The sequence below is a fragment of the Duganella sp. AC237 genome, from assembly GCF_979254035.1.
In genome coordinates, this window is sequence record NZ_CEEDEW010000003.1 from 274,336 (window position 1) to 294,580 (window position 20,245).

At 58.5% G+C, this 20,245-nt stretch carries 15 protein-coding genes and 1 pseudogene; 7 read left to right on the plus strand and 9 right to left on the minus strand.

What is annotated here, in order from left to right; genetic code table 11:
• Positions 1–23 precede the first annotated feature (23 nt).
• On the plus strand, positions 24–1,829 hold the full coding sequence (locus AC0IYS_RS01580; protein ID WP_471703533.1) for a DUF885 domain-containing protein: 1,806 nt from the start codon (positions 24–26) through the stop codon (positions 1,827–1,829).
• Between the two features lie 9 nt (positions 1,830–1,838).
• Here AC0IYS_RS01580 and AC0IYS_RS01585 read toward each other — a convergent pair whose 3' ends face one another.
• Together AC0IYS_RS01585 and uvrA are read right to left on the minus strand one after the other, a co-directional pair.
• The gene (locus AC0IYS_RS01585) at positions 1,839–2,738 is read right to left on the minus strand and encodes an AraC family transcriptional regulator (protein WP_471703534.1); all 900 of its coding nucleotides are present in this window, start codon (positions 2,736–2,738) and stop codon (positions 1,839–1,841) included.
• Between the two features lie 17 nt (positions 2,739–2,755).
• A complete protein-coding gene (gene uvrA / locus AC0IYS_RS01590) occupies positions 2,756–5,602 on the minus strand; it encodes an excinuclease ABC subunit UvrA (protein ID WP_471703535.1) in 2,847 nt (948 codons plus the stop codon).
• Between the two features lie 266 nt (positions 5,603–5,868).
• Here uvrA and ssb point away from each other — a divergent pair, with 266 nt between their 5' ends.
• From ssb to tnpB, 3 genes are all read left to right on the plus strand, one after another.
• On the plus strand, positions 5,869–6,369 hold the full coding sequence (gene ssb / locus AC0IYS_RS01595; protein ID WP_315216250.1) for a single-stranded DNA-binding protein: 501 nt from the start codon (positions 5,869–5,871) through the stop codon (positions 6,367–6,369).
• A 163-nt stretch (positions 6,370–6,532) separates the two neighbouring features.
• Positions 6,533–7,483, plus strand: a complete 951-nt coding sequence (locus AC0IYS_RS01600; RefSeq protein ID WP_471703536.1) for a hypothetical protein — start codon at positions 6,533–6,535, stop codon at positions 7,481–7,483.
• 67 nt (positions 7,484–7,550) lie between these two features.
• Positions 7,551–7,802: an IS66 family insertion sequence element accessory protein TnpB gene (gene tnpB, locus AC0IYS_RS01605; RefSeq protein WP_471703537.1), complete on the plus strand. Its 252-nt coding sequence runs from the start codon at positions 7,551–7,553 to the stop codon at positions 7,800–7,802.
• Positions 7,803–8,097: 295 nt separating this feature from the next.
• Here the strand turns inward: tnpB and AC0IYS_RS01610 are convergent.
• Positions 8,098–9,080, minus strand: a protein-coding gene (locus tag AC0IYS_RS01610; RefSeq protein ID WP_471708777.1) for an IS5 family transposase whose coding sequence is annotated in 2 segments (ribosomal slippage) — positions 8,098–8,735 and positions 8,735–9,080 — 984 coding nt in all. Because the reading frame shifts where the segments join, the coding sequence is not laid out codon by codon here.
• A gap of 322 nt (positions 9,081–9,402) precedes the next feature.
• On the opposite strand from AC0IYS_RS01610, the gene AC0IYS_RS01615 reads away from it, so the two are divergent.
• The gene (locus AC0IYS_RS01615; RefSeq protein WP_471703538.1) at positions 9,403–10,044 is read left to right on the plus strand and encodes a hypothetical protein; all 642 of its coding nucleotides are present in this window, start codon (positions 9,403–9,405) and stop codon (positions 10,042–10,044) included.
• Between the two features lie 399 nt (positions 10,045–10,443).
• Positions 10,444–11,781 carry a hypothetical protein gene (locus tag AC0IYS_RS01620; protein ID WP_471703539.1) on the plus strand — a complete coding sequence of 446 codons (1,338 nt, stop codon included), beginning with the start codon at positions 10,444–10,446 and terminating at the stop codon, positions 11,779–11,781.
• Positions 11,782–11,882: 101 nt separating this feature from the next.
• On the opposite strand, the pseudogene AC0IYS_RS01625 reads toward AC0IYS_RS01620, so the two are convergent.
• A pseudogene (locus AC0IYS_RS01625) lies at positions 11,883–12,226 on the minus strand (helix-turn-helix domain-containing protein); the annotation flags it as partial.
• A 133-nt stretch (positions 12,227–12,359) separates the two neighbouring features.
• A complete protein-coding gene (locus AC0IYS_RS01630; protein WP_471703540.1) occupies positions 12,360–13,874 on the minus strand; it encodes a phosphorylase family protein in 1,515 nt (504 codons plus the stop codon).
• 597 nt (positions 13,875–14,471) lie between these two features.
• Between AC0IYS_RS01630 and AC0IYS_RS01635 the strand changes: the two genes are divergently transcribed.
• A complete protein-coding gene (locus AC0IYS_RS01635; protein WP_471703541.1) occupies positions 14,472–15,650 on the plus strand; it encodes an ATP-binding protein in 1,179 nt (392 codons plus the stop codon).
• 157 nt (positions 15,651–15,807) lie between these two features.
• On the opposite strand, the gene AC0IYS_RS01640 is transcribed toward AC0IYS_RS01635, so the two are convergent.
• From AC0IYS_RS01640 to AC0IYS_RS01655, 4 genes are all read right to left on the minus strand, one after another.
• A complete protein-coding gene (locus AC0IYS_RS01640) occupies positions 15,808–16,317 on the minus strand; it encodes a DUF4142 domain-containing protein (RefSeq protein WP_471703542.1) in 510 nt (169 codons plus the stop codon).
• A gap of 25 nt (positions 16,318–16,342) precedes the next feature.
• Positions 16,343–18,139 carry a YbhB/YbcL family Raf kinase inhibitor-like protein gene (locus AC0IYS_RS01645; protein WP_471703543.1) on the minus strand — a complete coding sequence of 599 codons (1,797 nt, stop codon included), beginning with the start codon at positions 18,137–18,139 and terminating at the stop codon, positions 16,343–16,345.
• A 125-nt stretch (positions 18,140–18,264) separates the two neighbouring features.
• On the minus strand, positions 18,265–19,680 hold the full coding sequence (locus tag AC0IYS_RS01650) for a nitrilase-related carbon-nitrogen hydrolase (RefSeq protein ID WP_471703544.1): 1,416 nt from the start codon (positions 19,678–19,680) through the stop codon (positions 18,265–18,267).
• Positions 19,664–20,245, minus strand: coding sequence for a TetR/AcrR family transcriptional regulator (locus AC0IYS_RS01655; protein WP_471703545.1), 582 nt, complete (start codon positions 20,243–20,245; stop codon positions 19,664–19,666). Before AC0IYS_RS01655 ends, AC0IYS_RS01650 begins: the two co-directional genes overlap by 17 nt.

The window sequence follows — 20,245 nt, forward strand, 5'->3', positions numbered from 1 at the left end:
ACCCTTTTTATGGATAGTCCTACATGAAGCTGACCACCACCCGCCTTGGCGTCGCCAGCGCGCTGCTGTTTTCCCTGCTGCTTGGCCCGGCCCACGCCCAATCCGCGAACGCCGCGCCGGACCTCGAGGGCCGCCGCGCCGCCCTCAATAGCCTGATCAAGGAACAGTGGGAGTACACGATGCGCAACAGCCCCGAATGGGCGTCGCTGCTGGGCGATAAGCGCTACAACGACAGGTGGTCCGACTTCTCGCAGGCGAACATCGAGGAGGACATCAAGGTAAGCGGCGACTTCCTCAAGCGCTTCGAGGCGGTCGACACCAGCGGCTTCCCGCTGCAGGAACAGCTGAACCGCGAACTGATGGTGCGCCAGCTGCGCCAGAACGTCGATGGCGCCCGCTTCAAGGATTGGGAGATGCCGCTGGCGCAGAACTCCGGCATCCACATCGACGCGCCGATGATCGTCTCGGCGCTGCCGTTCGACACCGTCAAGGACTACGAGGACTACATCAAGCGCCTGCAATCGCTGCCCAAGCTGTTCGACGAGACGCGCGTGCAAATGGAGAAGGGCGTCGGCGACAAGCTGATGCCGCCGCAATTCCTGATACCGAAGATCGTCAAGCAGTGCGAGGACGTCGCCGCGATGGCGCCGGCCAAGTCGCCGTTCGCCGAGCCGCTGAAGAAATTTCCGAAGGAGTTCTCGGCCGCCGACAAGGCCCGCCTGAGCAAGGAGGTGCTGGCCGCCGTGCGTACCCACGTCAATCCCGCATATAAAAAGCTGGCCGTCTACACCAAGACCAAATACCTGCCGCACGGCCGCAAGGAAGTGGGCATGTGGTCGCTGCCGGACGGCGCGGCGCGCTACGCCTTCAAGGCGAAGAATTCCACCACGACCGACATGTCGCCGGAGGAGATCCATCAACTGGGCCTGTCCGAGGTCGCCCGCATCGAAGGCCAGATGCTGGAGACGGCGCAAAAGCTGGGCTTCAAGGATCTGAAGACCTTCAACAAGGCGCTGGCCGCCAATCCTGCCACGCATCCGAAATCGCGCCAGGAGATCATCGACCTGTATCAGAAATACACGGACCAGATGTACACGCAGTTGCCGCAGCAGTTCGGCGTGCTGCCGAAGGCGAAGGTGGAGATTATCAAGGTCGAGGAATTCCGCGAGAAGGGCGCTTCAGCCGCAGCGTACATGCCAGGTTCGCCGGACGGCAAGCGTCCCGGCCGCGTGATGGTCAACACCGGCGAATTCAAGGACCGCTCCACCATCAGCATCGAGACGACGGCGCTGCACGAGGGCGTGCCGGGCCACCATATGCAGCTGTCGATCGCGCAAGAGATCGAGGGCCTGCCGATGTTCCGCCAGCAGGGCAACTACACCGCCTATGCCGAGGGCTGGGCGCTGTACTCGGAACGTCTGGGCGAGGAACTGGGCTTCTTCAAGGACCCCTACAGCTACTACGGCCACCTGCAGGATGAAATGCTGCGCGCGATCCGCCTGGTGGTGGACACGGGCCTGCACTACAAACAGTGGAACCGCCAGCAGGTTGTGGACTTCTTCCATGACCATTCCGGCATCGAGGAAGTCGACGTGCAGAGCGAGACGGACCGCTACATCGTCTGGCCGGGGCAGGCGCTGGGCTACAAGATCGGCCAGCTGAAGATCCTCGAACTGCGCGACTACGCCCGCAAAGAGCTGGGCGCCGGTTTCGACATCCGCAAGTTCCACGACCAGGTGCTGGGCGCGGGCGCGTTGCCGATGGACGTGCTGGAAAAGCACATCAAGGATTGGGTGGTGGACGAGAAGCGGACGGTGACGGCTAGCTAAAGGATAACGTTAAACCCGCAGCTTTTTCACATCCTGCATCGGCGGGGCGCCGAACAGGCGCCGGTACTCGCGGCTGAACTGGGACTGGCTTTCGTAGCCGACCTTGTAGGCGGCGGTGCCGGCGTCGATATCGCCATTGAGCAGCAAGGTGCGCGCCGCCTGGAGGCGCAGCTGCTTCTGATACTGCATCGGCCCCATCGTCGTCACCGCCTTGAAGCGGTGGTGCAGGCTGGAGACGCTCATATTGGTGGCCTGCGCCAGATCCTCCACCTTGAGCTGCTGGTCGAAGCGATCCTTGAGCCACGCGATCGCCTTGCTGATGCCGCGATCCTGCTGGTCGAGCACCACGTTCTGATACAGCTGCCGGCCGTATTCCCCGGTCAGCAGGCGGTAGATGATCTCCCGCTTCAATCCCACCGCCAGAAACGCCGCCTCCGCCGCCGGCGCATCCAGCAGGTGAACCAGCTTGTTCAACGCTTCCAGCAGACCGGCGTCGGATCTTCCGACGAACGCGCCACGCACCGGCTGCGCGTCATCGGCCATCGCGATACGCGCCTCGGCCACGATGGCGGCGATTTCCTGGGGATCGAATTCGATGTTCAGCAGCAGATACGGCTGCCCCGATGTCGCGTTGAGTACCTGCCCGGAAGCCGGAAGGTCGACAGAAACCACAAGATATTCACCGGGACCGTAATCGAGAACGTCGGCGCCAAGGTGCACGCGCTTGCCGCCTTGAAGAATCACGCAGCACGAGGGCCTGAGAACCCCGCGCGTGACGGCTGTCGGCCGCGAAGACCGCAGCAACGACAAAAACGGGATCACCGTCTCGTACCGCTCGTCGTCGCGGGCGAACCGGCCGACGATATCGATCATCTGATCGAGCGGTGAGAGAGGGAGCTCCCGTTTCATGTTTTACACCTGACCGATTAGTTCAGCAGCGGCACCAGGTACTTGCCGGTGACGCTGGCCGGGTTCTTGGCCACATCCTCCGGCGTGCCGGCGGCGATGATCTTGCCGCCGCCCGCGCCGCCCTCCGGTCCCAGATCGACCACCCAGTCGGCGGTCTTGATCACATCCAGATTGTGCTCGATGATGACCAGGGTGTTGCCCTGGTCGCGCAGGCGGTGGATCACCTTCATCAGCAGATCGATATCGTGGAAGTGCAGGCCGGTGGTCGGCTCGTCCAGGATGTACAAGGTGCGGCCGGTGTCGCGTTTGGACAGCTCCAGCGACAGCTTGACCCGCTGCGCCTCGCCGCCCGACAAGGTGGTCGCGCTTTGACCGAGCTTGATGTAGCCCAGGCCCACGTCCAGCAAGGTATGCAGCTTGCGCGCGATTAGCGGCACCGGCTTGAAGAACTCGTGCGCGTCCTCCACCGTCATGTCGAGGATCTCGGTGATGTTCTTGCCCTTGTACTGGACTTCCAGCGTCTCGCGGTTATAGCGCTTGCCGTGGCAAACGTCGCACGGCACGTAGACGTCGGGCAGAAAGTGCATCTCCACCTTGATCACGCCATCGCCCTGGCACGCTTCGCAGCGGCCGCCCTTGACGTTGAACGAGAATCGGCCGGCGCTGTAGCCGCGTTCTTTCGCCACCGGCACCGTCGAAAACAGATCGCGGATCGGCGTGAACAAACCGGTGTACGTCGCCGGATTGGAGCGCGGCGTGCGGCCGATCGGCGCCTGGTCGACGGCGATGACCTTGTCGAAGTGTTCCAGGCCGCTGATCGAATCGTGCGGCGAAGGTTCGGTCTGCGAACCATACAGGTGGCGCGACAGCGCCGGATACAGCGTATCGTTGATCAGCGACGATTTGCCCGAACCGGAAACGCCGGTCACGCACGTCATCAGGCCGACCGGCAGGTGCAGGTTGACCTTCTTCAGATTGTTCCCGGTCGCGCCGGTGATGACCAGCTGCTTGTCCGGATCGGCGACGTGGCGCTTCTTCGGCACCGCGATCTTCAGCGTGCCGTTCAAATACTGCGCCGTCAGCGACTGCTTGTTCTTCAGGATGTCCTTCAGCGTGCCCTGGGCGATGATGTCGCCGCCATGCACGCCGGCGCCCTTGCCCATGTCGACAATGAAGTCGGCGGTACGGATCGCATCCTCGTCGTGCTCCACCACCAGCACGCTGTTGCCGATGTCGCGCAGGTGTTTGAGCGTCTCGATCAGGCGGTCGTTGTCGCGCTGGTGCAGGCCGATCGACGGCTCATCGAGCACGTACATCACGCCCGTCAGGCCGGAGCCGATCTGCGACGCCAGGCGGATACGCTGCGCCTCGCCGCCCGACAGCGTGTCCGCGCTGCGGTCCAGCGACAGGTAATCGAGGCCGACGTTATTGAGGAACTTCAGGCGCGAGATGATCTCCTTGACCACGCGGTCGGCGATCTCCTTCTTCGAACCCTTGAGCTTCAGCTGCTCGAAGAAAGACAGCGTCTCGCGCAGCGGCTTCTCGGCGATCTCGTAGATGGCCTTTTCCTGCTTGCCGCTGCCGACCTTCACGTAGCGCGCCTCGATGCGCAGACGCGCGCCTTCGCACGCCGGGCACTTCTTCTCGTTGATGAACTTTGCCAGTTCCTCCTTGACGGCCATCGAATCGGTCTCGCGGTAGCGGCGCGCCAGATTGGTCACCACACCCTCGAACGCGTGCTCCTTGACGACGGTGCGGCCGCGCTCATTCACATACGTGAACGGGATATGCGTTTTGCCCGAGCCGTGCAGGATCACTTCCTGCGCGGTCTTCGGCAGCTGCTCGTACGGCAGGTCCAGATCGAACTCGTAGTAAGCCGCCAGATTGGACAGCATCTGGAAATAGAACTGGTTGCGTCGGTCCCACCCTTTGACCGCGCCGGAAGCCAGCGACAGGTTGGGGAAGGCGACGATGCGCTTCGGATCGAAGAACTCGATGTGACCGAGGCCGTCGCACTCCGGGCACGCGCCCATCGGGTTATTGAACGAGAACAGGCGCGGCTCCAGCTCCTGCAGCGAGTAGCCGCAGGTATTGCAGGCGAACTTGTTGGAGTAGACGTGCTCCGTGCCGCTATCCATCTCCAGCGCCACGGCGCGGCCATCGGCCAGGCGCAGCGCGGTCTCGAAGCTCTCGGCCAGGCGCTGTTTGATCTCGGCGGTCACCTTCACGCGGTCGATCACCACGTCGATGGTGTGCTTCTCGGTTTTCTTCAGCTTGGGCAGGTCGTCGACTTCATAGATCTTCGCGGCGGCGGTGCCGCTCTGCACGCGGAAGCGCACGAAGCCTTGCGCCTGCATCTGCTCGAACAGGTCGGAGTGCTCGCCCTTGCGGTTGGCCACCACCGGCGCCAGGATCATCAACTTGGTATCGTCGGGCATGGCCAGCACCGCATCGACCATCTGCGACACGGTCTGCGCGGCCAGCGCCTGGTCCGGATGGTTGATGCAATAAGGCGTGCCGACGCGCGCGTACAACAGGCGCAGATAATCGTGGATCTCGGTCACGGTGCCGACGGTCGAACGCGGATTGTGCGAGGTGGCTTTCTGCTCGATCGAAATGGCAGGCGACAGGCCCTCGATCAGATCGACGTCCGGCTTTTCCATCAGTTGCAGGAACTGGCGGGCGTAGGCCGACAGCGACTCCACATAGCGGCGCTGGCCCTCGGCGTACAGCGTATCGAAGGCGAGCGACGACTTGCCGGAGCCGGACAGGCCGGTGATCACGATCAGCTTGTTGCGCGGGAGGTCAAGATTGATGTTTTTGAGGTTGTGCGTGCGTGCGCCGCGGATGCGGATCTGTTCCATTGATTTGGCCTTTAGAGTCAACCCGTAACTATAGCCGGGTTTGGATATACTTGCGCCGGGCTTGATGTGCATCGAACGTGCCGGCCTTGACACTGTATATAATACCAGTATTTTCTTGCCGTGTTTTAATTGGGTCCCTGAAATAGCGGGACAGACGCGCGGCGGTTTTCCACGGAATCCACGCGATCGACGATGCTATAATCGCTGTCTAGATTTTCTATACACAGCCCGCCCTGCGCGGCCGTCGTTACTCAGGAGTTTTATAAATGGCATCAGTCAACAAAGTCATCATCGTCGGCAATCTGGGTCGCGATCCGGAAATTCGCTACATGCCTAGCGGTGACGCGATCGCCAACATTGCCGTGGCGACATCGTACAAATCGAAGGACCGCAACACCGGCGAGCAGAAAGAGCAGACCGAGTGGCACCGCATCTCGTTCTTCGGCCGCCTGGCGGAAATCGTCGGCCAGTACCTGAAAAAGGGTTCGTCGGTCTACGTCGAAGGCCGCCTGCAAACCCGCAAGTACACCGACAAAGACGGCGTAGAGAAATACGCGACCGACATCATCGCCGAGCAGATGCAAATGCTGGGTGGCCGTCAAGGCATGGGCGATGGCGGCGGCATGGATGATGGCGGCGGCTACGAATCGGCCCCGCCGCAGCGTCAGGCTCCGGCTCCGCGTCCGCAGATGGCCGCTCCGGCGCCACGTCCAGCACCGAAGCCGGCGCCGAACTTCTCGGATATGGATGACGACATTCCGTTCTAATTTCGAAGTATTTTTCGAATGCCCGCTCTCTCAACAAAGAGCGGGTTTTTTTTATCTCAATTCTTAGAGATTGCTCGTCAACAGCACTAACATTCTACTGCGGCACAATTCTCGTAAGCCTTCTTCACTTTTCATAATCGACAAAATTTTTCGGCCTCAACTTATGAAAGACTATCTCTACGGGAACGACGAAGCGAGCAATCTGCCGCCTGAGGCATTTATCGGGTCGCGTGATGAGTGGCTCGAAGTAGATGACTTCTGGTTGAGCGGTGCGGACGCGGACAAGCAAGTTACCGCTATGCGAGTTTGGTTCGACGAACGGTATATGAATGGTCACCGAGCAATGGAAGCTGGCCAGCATCCTGCGGCGGTCTACGGCCTGTACGGGGCATACGATCCAGCCGAGGTTTTGACAAAGCGCTTTAAGGGAAAAGTGTGGGAAGAAGTTCTCCAGCAGGGGATCGCTGAATTTCTTGAGGAAGGCGGTCGCACTTGGGCGCGTCGGCCCGAGCCAATTTACGACTACGACGCGTATAACGAGGACTTCGCCATTTCGATTAATGGAAGAGCCCAACCTCTCGCGAACGCCAAAGATAGGCTTGCCGATGCCAAGGAACTTGCGACGCTAACTGGCAGCACGAAAGCACAGGAACTCGCGCGCAGGTCTGCCTTCAGCGCCGCTATCGCAGCACTGGAATCCTTTCTTTGGGAAACGATGGTATTTTGGGTTGAGTGTACGCCGCACGTAGTAAAAAATATTATCACGAAGCATCCACATTTCCGTGATCAACCGATCAAATTAGGAACAATTTTCGAGCGGTGCGAGTCGCTAAAAGAGGACGTTCTAGGTCATATGCAACATATAGTCTGGCACAACTGGAAGACCGTCGGGCCGTTGTTCAAGTATGGGCTTGGCTTAGCCGTCGGGGTAGATGAATTTGCGGAAGCGATTAAGAAGCGGCACGACATAGTTCACCGGAGTGGTTATACCAAGGACGGTAGCGCGGTATCGATCACCGCTCAAGACATTGACCTGCTGTGCTCGCAAGTCCTCAACTTTGCAACACGCGTCACAGAGCAGATCAACGATCTTGAAGACGATTTGCCTTTCTAGCTTCCGCAAGAGCTTCATTTGTAAGCGTTCGCTCAGCGTGGCCTTGAGTGCCGGGGGTATTTGATCGATGTTGGTGTCACCACATGATTGCGCTTCCCGCCGGCACCAGGTTTTGGCTCGCCGTCGGCATCACCGATATGCGTGCGGGCATGAACGAGTAGCGGCAAGAGTGGAGACCGCTCTGGCCGAAGATCCATTCAACGGCCATCTCTTCGTGCTTCGTGGTCGGCGCGCCGACATGATCAAGGTGCGTGGTGGACCGGCGACGGCCTATGCTTGCTGGCTAAACGTCATGAGCAGGGACGCTTCGTGCCGGTGAAAGCAAGGTGGCCAAGGCGATACCTGAAACTGCCCGCGGGCAAAGTAATAAGCACGTACGTAAGCTGCTGCCTCAGCACCTGCCCCGCGATGAAGAGGTACACCTGCTCGCCCTCGACGCGTGCCCGTCTTGTGGTTGCAGACTACGCTTCTTGGGTGAGGACGTAGCCGAACAGCTAGGGAAGCGCTGATTAATTAGCTTTCTGAGCCTGATCGGCGCGCGAAATGCTCGAATGGCGAGTCGAATAAGCGCGTTTTTCGGCCGATTTGGCGTGATGCTTGGCGCCTTCCGCCAATCAGGACGGACTGCGCGATTCAGTGATCTTAAAGCCCCTGCCGGCGAGCACCAGATTGGCCAAGGCGAACAACGTAAAGAGCTGTGCAGTGTTCTTGCCTAGGCCGCGATAGCGCGTTTTACGATGACGGAACAGGTTCTTGATGACATGGAACGGATGCTCGACTTTTGCGCGAACACTGGCCTTCAGATGCTCCAGCTTCTCGGTCATTCGTCCCAATTTATTCTTGGGCAGCGCCTTGCGTTTGGAGCGCTTCATGACCACGTGCCACGCCACCGATTTGCCGATGTTCTCCGGCCGCTTTTCCACACCCTGGTAGCCGGCGTCACCGAGCGCAGCGCTCTCGTCGCCGTGCAGCAGCGCGTGCGCCTGCGTCACGTCGGCGACATCTCCCGCCGTGCCAATGACCGTGTGCACCAGGCCCGAAGCAGCATAGACGCCGACGTGGGCCTTCATACCAAAGTGCCAGTCATTGCCTTTCTTAGACTGGTGCATTTCGGGATCGCGCTTGCCGTCCTTGTTTTTTGTCGACGGCGGCGCGGCGATCAGGGTGGCGTCGACGATGGTGCCTTCGCGCATCATCAGGCCCTTCTCGGCGAGGTGACTGTTGATCGTCTCGAAGATATGACGTGTGAGCCTTTGGCTTCAAGCAAGTGGCGGAACTTCAGCAAGGTCGTCGCGGCCGGCGCCGACTCGCGGCCCAGATCAATGCCGACAAAAGCGCGAATGGATTGGCTGTCGTAGATCGCATCTTCAATGCCTTCGTCCGACAAACCAAAGCACTGCTGGGCCACGTACATGCGCAACATGCGAGCGAGTCCGATCGGTGGCCGACCGGCGCCTTCGACCTTCGGATAGAACGGCTCGACGGCTTCATGCAGCTTGCCCCACGGCGTCACGCTGTCGATCTCAGCAAGGAAGCGGTCGCGCCGCGTCAACTTTTTCTTGGCGGCGTATTCGAGGTCGGAAAAGCTCTTTTGCATGGTCGATGGCGGGCAGTGGGGATGCCGTTGTTGTCTCAGGTCGGCCTGCTGCACGGAACGGTGTCCGATGAATAAATCAGCGCTTCCGTAGGTCCTCGTGGATCTGTTTTAAGGTGCGTCGCTGCTTAGATTTCGCTGCAAATTAACATTGCAAAACTTCACTAGATCCGAGATGGGCTATGAAGGGTCATACGACCACGCGCAGCGTTCGCCCGCCAGCGCAGACGGGTCTTGTGGAAATGGGCAATTTTCCTTGCATGGGAACAGTTCTTTTCATTTCGTTGTATACATTTCGTTTGATACGGATTAGGATGGAGCCCTCTTGAATTTTCAGAAAGCATCTATGACTACGCACTTCACTGTTTTCGAACTCAAGCAGCGGCTGCTAGCTGGCGCCTTCCCCACTATGGTGCCATTGGGCGCTGCGGCTGAGATGTTGGGGCTTACCAAAAGCAGTTTGCTGCGGAAGGCCGGCACAGACTCTTCTCGTCTCAAGCTCATGTCGATAACTGCAGCGGCAGGCACTGTCTGGAATGGTGTGACTTCGGATTCCCTCGCGGAAGAATTAGACTACCAAGAAAATCATCGTCCGCGTACCGCGCGACTGGCCCTGCTGCGACTACATGCGCTGGCCAAGGCTGGCGAGACGTCCGAGTATGGTGAGTTCATGAATGACATTGGTCTAAGTTGGCGCCACCCCCATCACCGCGCACTCACGGGGCAATTGTTGGGGCAGATCTCGAGCGCCATCTATGATCGCTACAAGCTGCTACCTTCTGTGTTAGTTGTGAACAAGGCCTCGCAGCGACCCAGTGAACCGTTTTTTCAATTGGCTCGGGACGTCGAAGCTTACGCCCCCCAAAAACAAACAGAAGCGGTGTTCTTTGAGACGATGAAGGCGAAGGTACTGGCGAGTGCTACGCGAGTCTCGGTCTGGGCGTGGCGAGATGAGTTCGGTGAATAGAATCTGTTCATTTTTCTAGAAAAAATCTATACAATTCGACTAATAAAATCTATTCTTTTTATCCTATAATTCTCACAAAGAGTAGAGACGGCATTGCTGGGATTCAGCAAAATTACTCCTACTTTTTCAAGGAGGAATTATGTGGAATCGTCGACGTTTGGATGGCGGCATAGCGGTGCCTTTGCATGCATTACATATCGGTATGCCGATACATCTCAAAGGAACCGATTTTGGGTGTGTGTGGATTATTACTTCTATCGCTGCGCCCGACTCGAAGGGGGTGGTCTGGCTTACCGTTCGAACACCGCAGACTGGCGTCAGTTCTCGCGCTAATTCCACGCGGGCGCGCTACACGCGTGCCCAGCAGCCAGGTTATCGCCGCTTCTAATTGGACAAGCCATGCCCCACAACGCCATGTCGCCTGCGAACGCAAACATTCTCACGGCAAGAGCTGCGCAGCAAAAAATGTTCGACTACAAAGGCAGGCTGCCCGAGTCGGAGCGCATTGTCCTCGCGCGAAATCTTAGTGGCCTGTTGCAAGAGGCAAAGGCGTTAGGGGTACATAAAGGATCTATCGTCTTGGACGCAGGCATAGCGTGCAGCTCGCCGGAGGCCGCATCTAACTCGTTGAGTAAATACTGCTTAAGGGCCGGACACCAGCGCACTAGCCCACTCAAGTTAAGTGCTGACCCCAAAAAATATTTGGCGTTGGCACTGTCCGCAGCAAAGTTGACAAAGAAGCCGTCTCATGATGCTATCTTAAGATTAGCCGAAGGGTCGAATGCGTTTGGCCGTCATGAAAAAATCGATGAAGACAAATTTTTACCGGCGGACACGGTATGGCAGTTGTTACGGCTTAAACTTGTGGAGATTATTCGGCGCCACAACTTGAAAGATTATTTTCGAGAAGTACATGAAGTGCGCGCTAGATACAAAGAAGATCTTTTCAGTGATGATGATTGGGAGCAAGATTCCTTTCACGGATACTCAGTCTCTGGTTGGCCTTTCGCTTTCCTCGGAATTATTGTTCGGAGCAGTGCGCCAGCGCGGCTTGAAGTTGAAGGGATCAACAGCGAAGTCGGTGGTATCGTTCAAGTGGTCGAAGGAGTAAGGCTTCTATTGGGCTGGGAGGACGGCCGTGTATTTGCCTACTTGGAATTCCATCCAGGGGTCGCGGTTCAGTCATTTGAATACGGTGACCACACTCCAGTGTTTGAATTTCCGTGGTTCGACTTCCACAGCGAGTTAGATGTTTATACCAAAGGCTGCTTAAAAAATATCAAGTTCCAACTAGAAGACGGTGCAAGTTTTCGCAGGCCTTTGGAAAGTAAGGACTGGCCTTACCGTTTGCGCTCCCATACCCGGTTTGAAGCTCTGGACCCGCAATTACTCGCTAGCACCTTCCTTGACTGCAATCTTGTAGATACATCAAAGCAAGTTCTGGATAAGTACATCGATACATCAGCAGTCGTATCACCGGCCAATTCGCCGTTGGCGCTGATCGAGGCGCAACTGTTGGACCGAAAATTCAGCTATGGTGCGCAATGCATCCCGTTTTTGGATAAATTGGAAGAAGACATTGTTATGATGACAAAAAGCTTTCGTGAATGGCGAAAAAAAAAGCGTGAAAAAGCTTTGAACGATCACCTTTCAGCCCTTGCTCAGATCGAACAAAAATTGAACAGCTTGAGCGTAAAACGCCCCGAACAGGAAGGCGTTAGATCAGACGAGACATAAGGCAGCACCTGTGTGTCGCCGGCAGGCTGTTGTCCTAATGACGGAATCGTCGAGTGCTGTCTGCACGCGGGCGAGTGCTATCCACAAATCGGCGTTCAGAGTGTTCGTTTGCGCGCCGAATTGACCCACTCCGTTTGACCCTCCCTCCATTGCCTGGCGAACGCCGCCCTCGGTCGTAAGACCCCTTGAACCCCAATTCCGATAGGTCCTCGTGAAGCTGTTTTAGGCTGCGCCGTTGCTTGCGTGATTTGGCCGCCTCGGTCTTGAGCCAGCCTGCGAGCTGCAAGGCGTATGAGTCGATGGCGCTGGCCGATTGACGCTCCGCTTAGGAGGGCTCGGTCGTTTCCGAGCGTAGGTAGCGCCGGACGGTGTTGCGCGAGATGCCGAGGAGCTTGGCGATTTCCCTCAATGAGACTTGGTCGCGAAGATGCCAGCGCCTAATAATTCCTAGTAATGCCCACGTCGGTCACTCCGATCCCGTACTCATTCAGATAAGTAGGATTGTGTGCTAAACGTGGGTCAATTTTCGATGCAAATTATGCGGCTAGGTGGGTCAGTTTTCGGTGCAAATCAACACTTTATATGAATTCCAATCTAGGGTCGAATTGGCTGAAATGCTCGCGAAACTTAGCGACAAGTCTGCCCGGACATCCATGAACCTTGATGGCGTTGACCGTCTTCGGGATTTTCCTGACCAGCTGAAGCAACAAGTACCAGTCAGACAGGCTAACCAGCGTATTCTCGGCATTCAACCAGACTGTCTCGCATCCTGATAGCTCGGAAAAGCTGGGCTCGAAACCGTATGCATATTCGCGGATTTCATCGACATTGAGGTAAAGCGAGCAGAAGAAATTCCTACGCAGATCGGAACCTGTGTAGAGAAATTTGAACATTACCCGATTTTTACCGCTTGAATGTTCCCATTCAATCTTAGCAATCGGATTGTCGCTAGTGTAGAGCTGATTGAACGAGTCAAACTCTCCCTTTCCTCCGCCGCCAACACGCATCTCCCTAAATTTTTCCACTATATCGAAGGGCTGGCCGTCATACTCGACGATCATCTGATCTGCACTGCCACGCAGATACACCGTAGTGGAACGCTCATGTTTCGTGGCGTTCTCCGCAATTTCCTTCACCAAGCCGACCAGATGATCCTGAAAGTCCCGGTTGTATGCTTGAGGCAGAGCAAGCATCGTCACAAATTTCCGAATGCTCGCCGGGTAATCCGAATTGGCGTGTATCCCGGTTTCATCGGGCATCACCAGACATTCCAGCGGTTCACCGGGTGAAGCCTCAAGGGCCGACACGATGCTCTCGGGGCAGCTCAGCTTTTTAAGCTTGGCGTAAGCACTTGCCATTTCGACCGTTGAAATTGCCGACATCTTTGCTGAGTAAGCTTGGCCATTGCCGGTACCGATGGTACCTCCCCCAAAGTCGCTCGGCGATTTCGCGATGAGCCAAGGGTAGCCTTGCGCCGAGCAGTGGGCGGCAAAAGGGTGCCCCTCCATGTCTCCGCCCAAGGAGCCAGGAAATTCCGCAAACAGAGAGGCTAGGAATTCTTCGTTTTCCGCCATTACCTCGCCGCTCAGCGCTGATCCAATGTGCAGCTTGGACTTCAGGCCGAGCTTGTTGAAGATGGTCGTCAGGTGTGCCAACATGTCAGCGATGAGCGTGTCTAGTTCCCCCTGTGCGATTGACGAGACAATTCGGGGAAAGCTTCGAAAATCGAGCCCTTGGGTACCTGCTTTGAAGTCGACAAGTGAGACAACTTCGCGTGAAATGGCCACATCGTGGAGCTGGATACTGTCGCGCCGGCCATAGGAAAATCCTGCTAAGAGCGCAAGCTTTGGCCGGAGATAAGGTAATACTTTAGGCAGCAGAACACCCACGGAATCATCTTTGAATGAGCCGCGGTCTGCGCAGAGCAATACGACAGGATAGCCATCTAGGACGCCCACCTTCAACCTGCTCGACAGGGACCGGTACATCTTTTTCAGGTTCACCCCTCGTTCTTTCAACCGCATCTCTAGTTCATTTTTTTCCGTCGAGTTGGAGGTGACGATGAGAATGTTATTGCCGACTATTTCATCCATGATTCCGCCATCCATAGCATTAGTTGATCTATCAACGACAGGGTACAGTTGCATGAAACCGTGCTTGTCGAGACTGTTGGTAAGGCAGTGCTATGCTGCCACCGTATTTTCATGAATGCAATAATATTGTTACTTTAATTGGCTAACTTGTTACCTCGAACTGGCTAGCGTACTTGGTAGAGCAGTCAGTGTCACACCAACGCCCAACTGCGACACCAGCTATGTTGTTTGTGCCACCGTTCCGAATCTGTTTCCGTAAGCACGTTGCGTGGCGGCATCTGAGCTGGGCGGCTCAGTTCCACCCACAGATCCAGAGCAAAACGTCTCCCGAAGAGGAAAACCAATCTATCTGGCACCGCTACCCACATTCTGAGGTCACCCATCGTGAGAAAAGATGAGTTATCTTCCACTTACACACAGCGACAACCAACAGTTTTTAGTAGGTATAACCCTCCTGATGCCCAACTCAGGCAACAAGTGTGCACGCCCTGCAAGTCTTTGATTTGCAGGGCATTTTTACATCTGTGCCGCCAGTGACAGCAAAAATAATCGGTCTATAATTCCTCTATAGTCTTCTATAAAGAGGGAGATGTCATCATGTCCCACGCACCAGAGTTGTTCCACCGGGCTGTGTTGGCGGAGAGGCTTGCCAAGCAAGTGTTGACTGTCGCAGTCGGTAGCGCCGCCAGCTCGGGCGTGTTTCTCGCGGCGCCGCGCCGCACCGGCAAGTCGACGTTCGTCCGTGAAGACCTGCGGCCGGCTTTCGAGCGTGCCGGTGCCCTCGTCGTCTACGCCGATTTGTGGGCGAATCCGACAACAGATCCCGGCGAGGTCATTGTCGCGGCCATTCGAGCTTCGCTTGCAACGAAAGCCGGTGTTGTCATGCGCTTGGCTAAGGCATCCGGGTTAAGTAAGATCGCTGTTGGCGGTGCTGTCAATTTTGACCTCGACCGCGTGGGGTTGGGGAAGGACGTATCTCTGACCCAAGCGCTTGTGGCGCTATCCGATGAAACCAGGCAGGCGATCGTCCTGATCATCGACGAGGCTCAACATGCAATCACGACCGACCCCGGTATTGCAGCCCTGTTTGCTTTGAAGGCGGCGCGCGATGAATTAAACAGTTCGCATCACCACGGCTTGCGGGTAGTCTGCACCGGCTCGAACCGTGACAAGCTGGCCATGCTTCGAAACAGTAAGGACCAAGCGTTTTACGGTGCGCCGATGGTTAATTTCCCCATGCTCGGGAAAGATTTCATCGAGTGGTTTTGTCAGAAAGCGGAACTTCCATTCCTACTGTCCCCGGAAAAGGTGTGGCCCCTTTTCGTGGAGGCCGGTTATCGCCCTGAATTGTTGGGTTCCGCAGCCGACACGCTGCGGTTCAATTTCGAAATCAGTGCGGATACCGGCCCGGACATGTTCGAAAACGAGGTCCGCCATCTGGCAAATGAAATTAATCAGGTACAACGCAAAGTGATCCGCAGTTTGACCCCTATCCAGCAAGTGGTCTTACGCGTGATGGCCGCGACCGGCAGCGACTACGCGCCCTTTGAGGCTTCGACCATGGAGCTATACCGGAGAGGTCTGCAACTGGCGGACGAAACCGAGGACGATGTGCGAATCGATGTGCCCGGCGTTCAACAAGCACTCCTGGCCCTTCAGGAGAAGAAATTGGTCTGGCGCGCCGCGCGTGGAGTGTATGCCATCGAAGAACAGACGGTGACGGACATTCTTGCGACGGATGGGCTGTTAAGAGGCTTGGACCCTCCAGCGGAGTAAGTGGCATAAGTAGTTGCCCTGCCGCTAGATCTTTTTTTATTCTAACCCGCCTGCTCTCCTGCCCCGTACTCCAGATCGGCGACACACGCCAATGCGCCGCCGGATGGCTCAAAAAGAGGTGTCCTCCCATTCCTGTTTGCTTGTAAAACGTGCGCGATTACTTAATCGCCGCGTTGAGCTTTTTGGCCATCTCGCCGTGATGCGCAACGGTCGGCTCAAGCTTCGTCGCCAATGCTTTGACGTCCGAGTCCTGCGCCTTGGCGATGTCCTGTTTCAGCGCCGCATGCACCTTCGCATGGTCGGCAACGCCGGCCTTGCTGACATATTCCTTGTCGAAGGCGGCGCCGGACAGGGTTTTGAGCTTCTCGGCCATCTTTTTATGCTCCGCATCGGGCTCCGTCGGCAAGGTCAGCTTCTTGGCGGTGGCCACTTTTTTGGTCTCCTCGAGGCCTTTGGTGTGGTCGTCGATCATCGACTGCGCGAATTGCTTGACGTCGGCGTTGCTGGACTTTTCCAGCGCGATCTTGCCGGTTTCGATTTCGGCGATGTTGGCTTGCGCGATGGCGTTCAGGCGGTCGGTGTCGGCTTTCGATACCGTCTGGGCGGAGGCGGAATGGGCGAAGGCGATGCCAAGGGTCAATGCGGTCAGAAATTGCGTCGTTTTCATGGTGTCTCCTTTGGTTGGGGGATGGTTACTTCGGTGGTTGTTGCGACTGAGCGTAGCGGCCGACCACTTCGCCCTTGGCCAGAACATGTCCCTGGATCGCTTGCAGCAGTTGGTCGCGATCCGCGCCGAACGGAAGCGTCAGTGTCGTATCGAGCGCGAATACCTGGAAGTGATAGTGGTGCGCCGGATCGCCGACCGGCGGACGCGGCCCGTAGTAGCCGAGCGAGCCGCGCGTATTCCTGCCCTGGAGCACGCCCTCCGGCTCGGTCAGGCGGGGCTGCTCCTGCAATCCCTCGGGCAAGGCGGTGACCGATGACGGAATATTCCACGCCAGCCAATGCACAAACGGTTTTTGCGGCGCGTCCGGGTCTTCCGCGATGACGACATAGGATTTGGCGCCATCGACGGCTGCCCACGTCAGCGGCGGCGACACACCGTCGGCATATTCGCTGTACTTGGCGGCCATCGTCGCGCCGCCGGCGAATGCCGGGCTGCGCACGGACAGCTTGGCGTCGCCCCTGGATGGCGCCCGTGTCAGCGCGAGGGGCACATTGTTTCCCTTCTGCGCCTGCTGTTGCATCGGACCGGCCGGTGGCGGCGGCAGCGGGGCCGATCCCTTATCCTGGCCCGAGTAGGCAATGCGATAAAGCACACCATTGCCATCGTCAGCCATCAGCAGGGAACCATCCTTGGCCATCGCCAGCCCGACCGGACGCGCGATGTGGGTCTTGCCGCCGTCCGTCAGGAAGCCGGTGACAAATGGTTCGATCGACTTGGCCTGGCCGTCGGCGAAGCGGATCCGCACCACTTCGTAGCCGGACGGGGCGCTGCGGTTCCACGAGCCGCGCATGGTGACAAAGGCGTCCCCCTGGTACTCGGACGGGAAATTGCTGCCGCGATAGAACAGCATTTGCATCGGCGCCGCATGGGCGGTGTAGCCGAGCACCATCGGCTCGCTGCGCGCCTTCCATTCTTGCTTGGTGATATCGCCAACAGGCGTGCTTTGGGGGTAGATCTTGCCGTCGCCGTAGACATGGGGCCAGCCGTACTGTTTGCCCAGTTCCAGCTTGTTCAGCTCTTCGGGCTGGTCGTCGTCGCCGAGGAAGTCGATGCCGTGGTCGGGCGCCCATAGTTCGCCGGTGCGCGGGTGCCAGTCGAAGCCGATGGTGTTGCGCAGCCCCGACGCGAAGATGGTGCGCTGCTTGCCGTCCGGCGTGGCACGCAGCAGGGTGGCGTTTTCCGGATTGCTCTCGTTGCAGACGTTGCAGGTCGATCCCGCGCTGATATACAACATGCCGTCCGGCCCGAAGGCCAGCGTGCGGTTGGGATGCTGACCCGAGTCCGGCAGATCGCCGATGATCAGCTTCAACGGAGAAAGCGTGCCGTCGCCGAGGATGTCGGCGACGAAGACCTCCTTCACCGTGGCCAGGTAGAGCTTGCCGTCGCGGATCGCCAGGCCGTGCGCGCCGGCGCGGTTGGCCACGGTGACTGGCGGCCCGTCGGCGCGGCCGTCGCCGTTGGCGTCCTTGAGCATCAGCACGTCGCCCTGGTCGCGCCGGCTGACGTAGATCGTGCCGTCGGGGGCGACGGCGACGATGCGGATATTTTTCAGCCCGGTGGCAAAGGCCGTTACCGTAAAGCCCGCAGGCGCCTTGATGGCGGCGATGCGCTCGGGCGTCGCCTCGACCTTGTCGGGCTTGACGATGGCGACGGCGATCGCCACGCGCGTGCCGTCGCCTTGTTGAGCATGCGAAAAGCCGGTGCAAGCCATTAGCACGGCGCCGAGGATGGCAGGTGTCGCGCCGGCAAATTTGTGTCGCATGTGTCGCCTCTTGTGGTGAGTTTGAGGTCGAGTGTGCAACGTCGCGACTAGCTGTTCTGTACGCTAAGTCACTGTTGTGCGCAGGCGCTCTGCGGTGGTGTTGTATGAAGGAATGCCATGTGGAATCAGGTCTGCTTTCCGCGCGACAAGGCCAGGGCCGCGCCCAAGGTGCAGATGGACAGCCAGGCGAACCAGTCGCCCCACTGCGCATACAAGGTGCGGTTATGATGCAACGCCACTTCGCTAATCAAGGTGGCATCGCCAAGCTCATCCGACGTTTCCGCCACGATGCGGCCGCGATTGTCCGACAAGGTTAGGTTGCCGCGTAGAGCGGCGCGCGCGACGGCGAATCCACTTTCGATGCCGCGCATGACGGCCATGCGGCTGTGCATCCGTCCGTCCGCCGCGAAGTCCCACGCGGGCACCAGCAACAGCCTGGCCGCCCGGTCGGAATAGGCGCTGCCGGTGTCGTGGAAATCCATGTCTTTGCATACCGCCAAGCCGGTGCGCGTGCCGGGAAGCATGGTGTAGTCCGCGCCCGGCTGGTACTGGTCCTCGAAGCCCGGAATCAGGTGGTGCTTGGCGTAGAAGACGGGCTCCGCCACGTCGGGTAGGAAGGCAAGTGCACTGTTGCGCTGCCCCCGCGTGGCGTCCGTGATGGCGGCGCCGGCGGTGATCGTCACTTTGTTGCGCGTCGCGCTGGCGACAAACTCGGGGATGGCCGCCTGATCGGTGCTGATCACGGTCTCCGGCAGCACAACCACCTGCGCACCGCGCTCGACAAGGGTATCGATGGCGGCGAGATAACGCTTGAGTAGGACTTGTCCGTCGCCCGACAACATTGCCGGACGTATCGGCCCGGGAATCGACACCAGTCCCACGCGAAGGCTGTCGTCTGCCTGCATGTCCAAGCGCTTGAAGCCGAAATGGAACACCAGCACGAGCAGCAAGCACGTCGCGCCGGTCACCCGCAGTTGCTGTTGCCGGTCCGGCCCGGGAAGCAGGCCTACCGCGATGGCAATTGGCGCGAGCAGCAGCACAAAGGTGACGCCCCAGATACCGGTCAGACTTGCAAACTGCACGAACGGCAAAAAGTCCAGCTGGCTATAGGCCAGGCTGCCGAAGGTGCCGTGCGGCGAACCACGAAACGACAAGTAATCCAGCGTGACCCACACCGACGGAAACGCCAGCGCGGCGGCCGCATACCGTCGCACCAGCCACAGCCGGCGAAACAATAGCAAGGCCAGCGCAAACGTTACGGCAGGCCCGAGTGCGGCGAGCACACCGACGGGCAGCGGCAACCCGATAATATCGATCAGGTAGTGCCACAGATTCAGCCCGGCACAAGCGCCCGCGACCAGTGCGGCCAGCGCGGCATATTGCCAGCGCAGTCGCGGTGCGAGCAGCAACAGCGGCAACGGCGCAAGCCAGGTCAGCCACGCTTGCGGATGCAGGCCGGTGCCGAACCACCAAGCGGCGCCGGACAGGATGGTCGCGGCGGCGCCCGCCCATACGAGAGAATGTTTAGCGGATGATGCCATCGAACACCACTCCAATGGATTGCAGGTAGAAGGCGCGGAACCGTTCCTCGTCATAGCTGAAGCGGCCGGCGCGGTACAGGGCGATCAGGCCGTGCGCCTGCGCCCACAAGGTCATGGCGATGTCCCACGGATCGCCCTCGCGCAGCAGGCCCTGCCGCATCGCTTCGGTCAGCATGTCCGCCACGACGTTGAGCGTGGGCGAACTGCGGGCGCGGAAGTCTTCCGGGAAGCGGCGCGCGTCGTCGCGCGCCACCGAAAAGTTGAAATCGAACATATGCGGGTGCCGCAGCGCATAGTCGAGGTAGTTTTCCATGGAGTGCCGCAACGCCTGCATCAAATCCGGGCGCCGGGCGCGCGTGGCCCATTCCTGCGCCACCTCCAGAAAGGCCGCGTCGGCGACGGCCTTCAGCAGCGCCTCGCGATTGGCGAAGTGGCGGTAGATCGCCATTGGCGTGATGCCGACGGCGTCGGCGACGCGGCGCATGCTCACCTCGTCGGCGCCTTCCCGTTCCAGCAGCGCGCGCGCGGCGGCCAGAATCTTGTTCGATGTGGTTTGCTCAGCCAT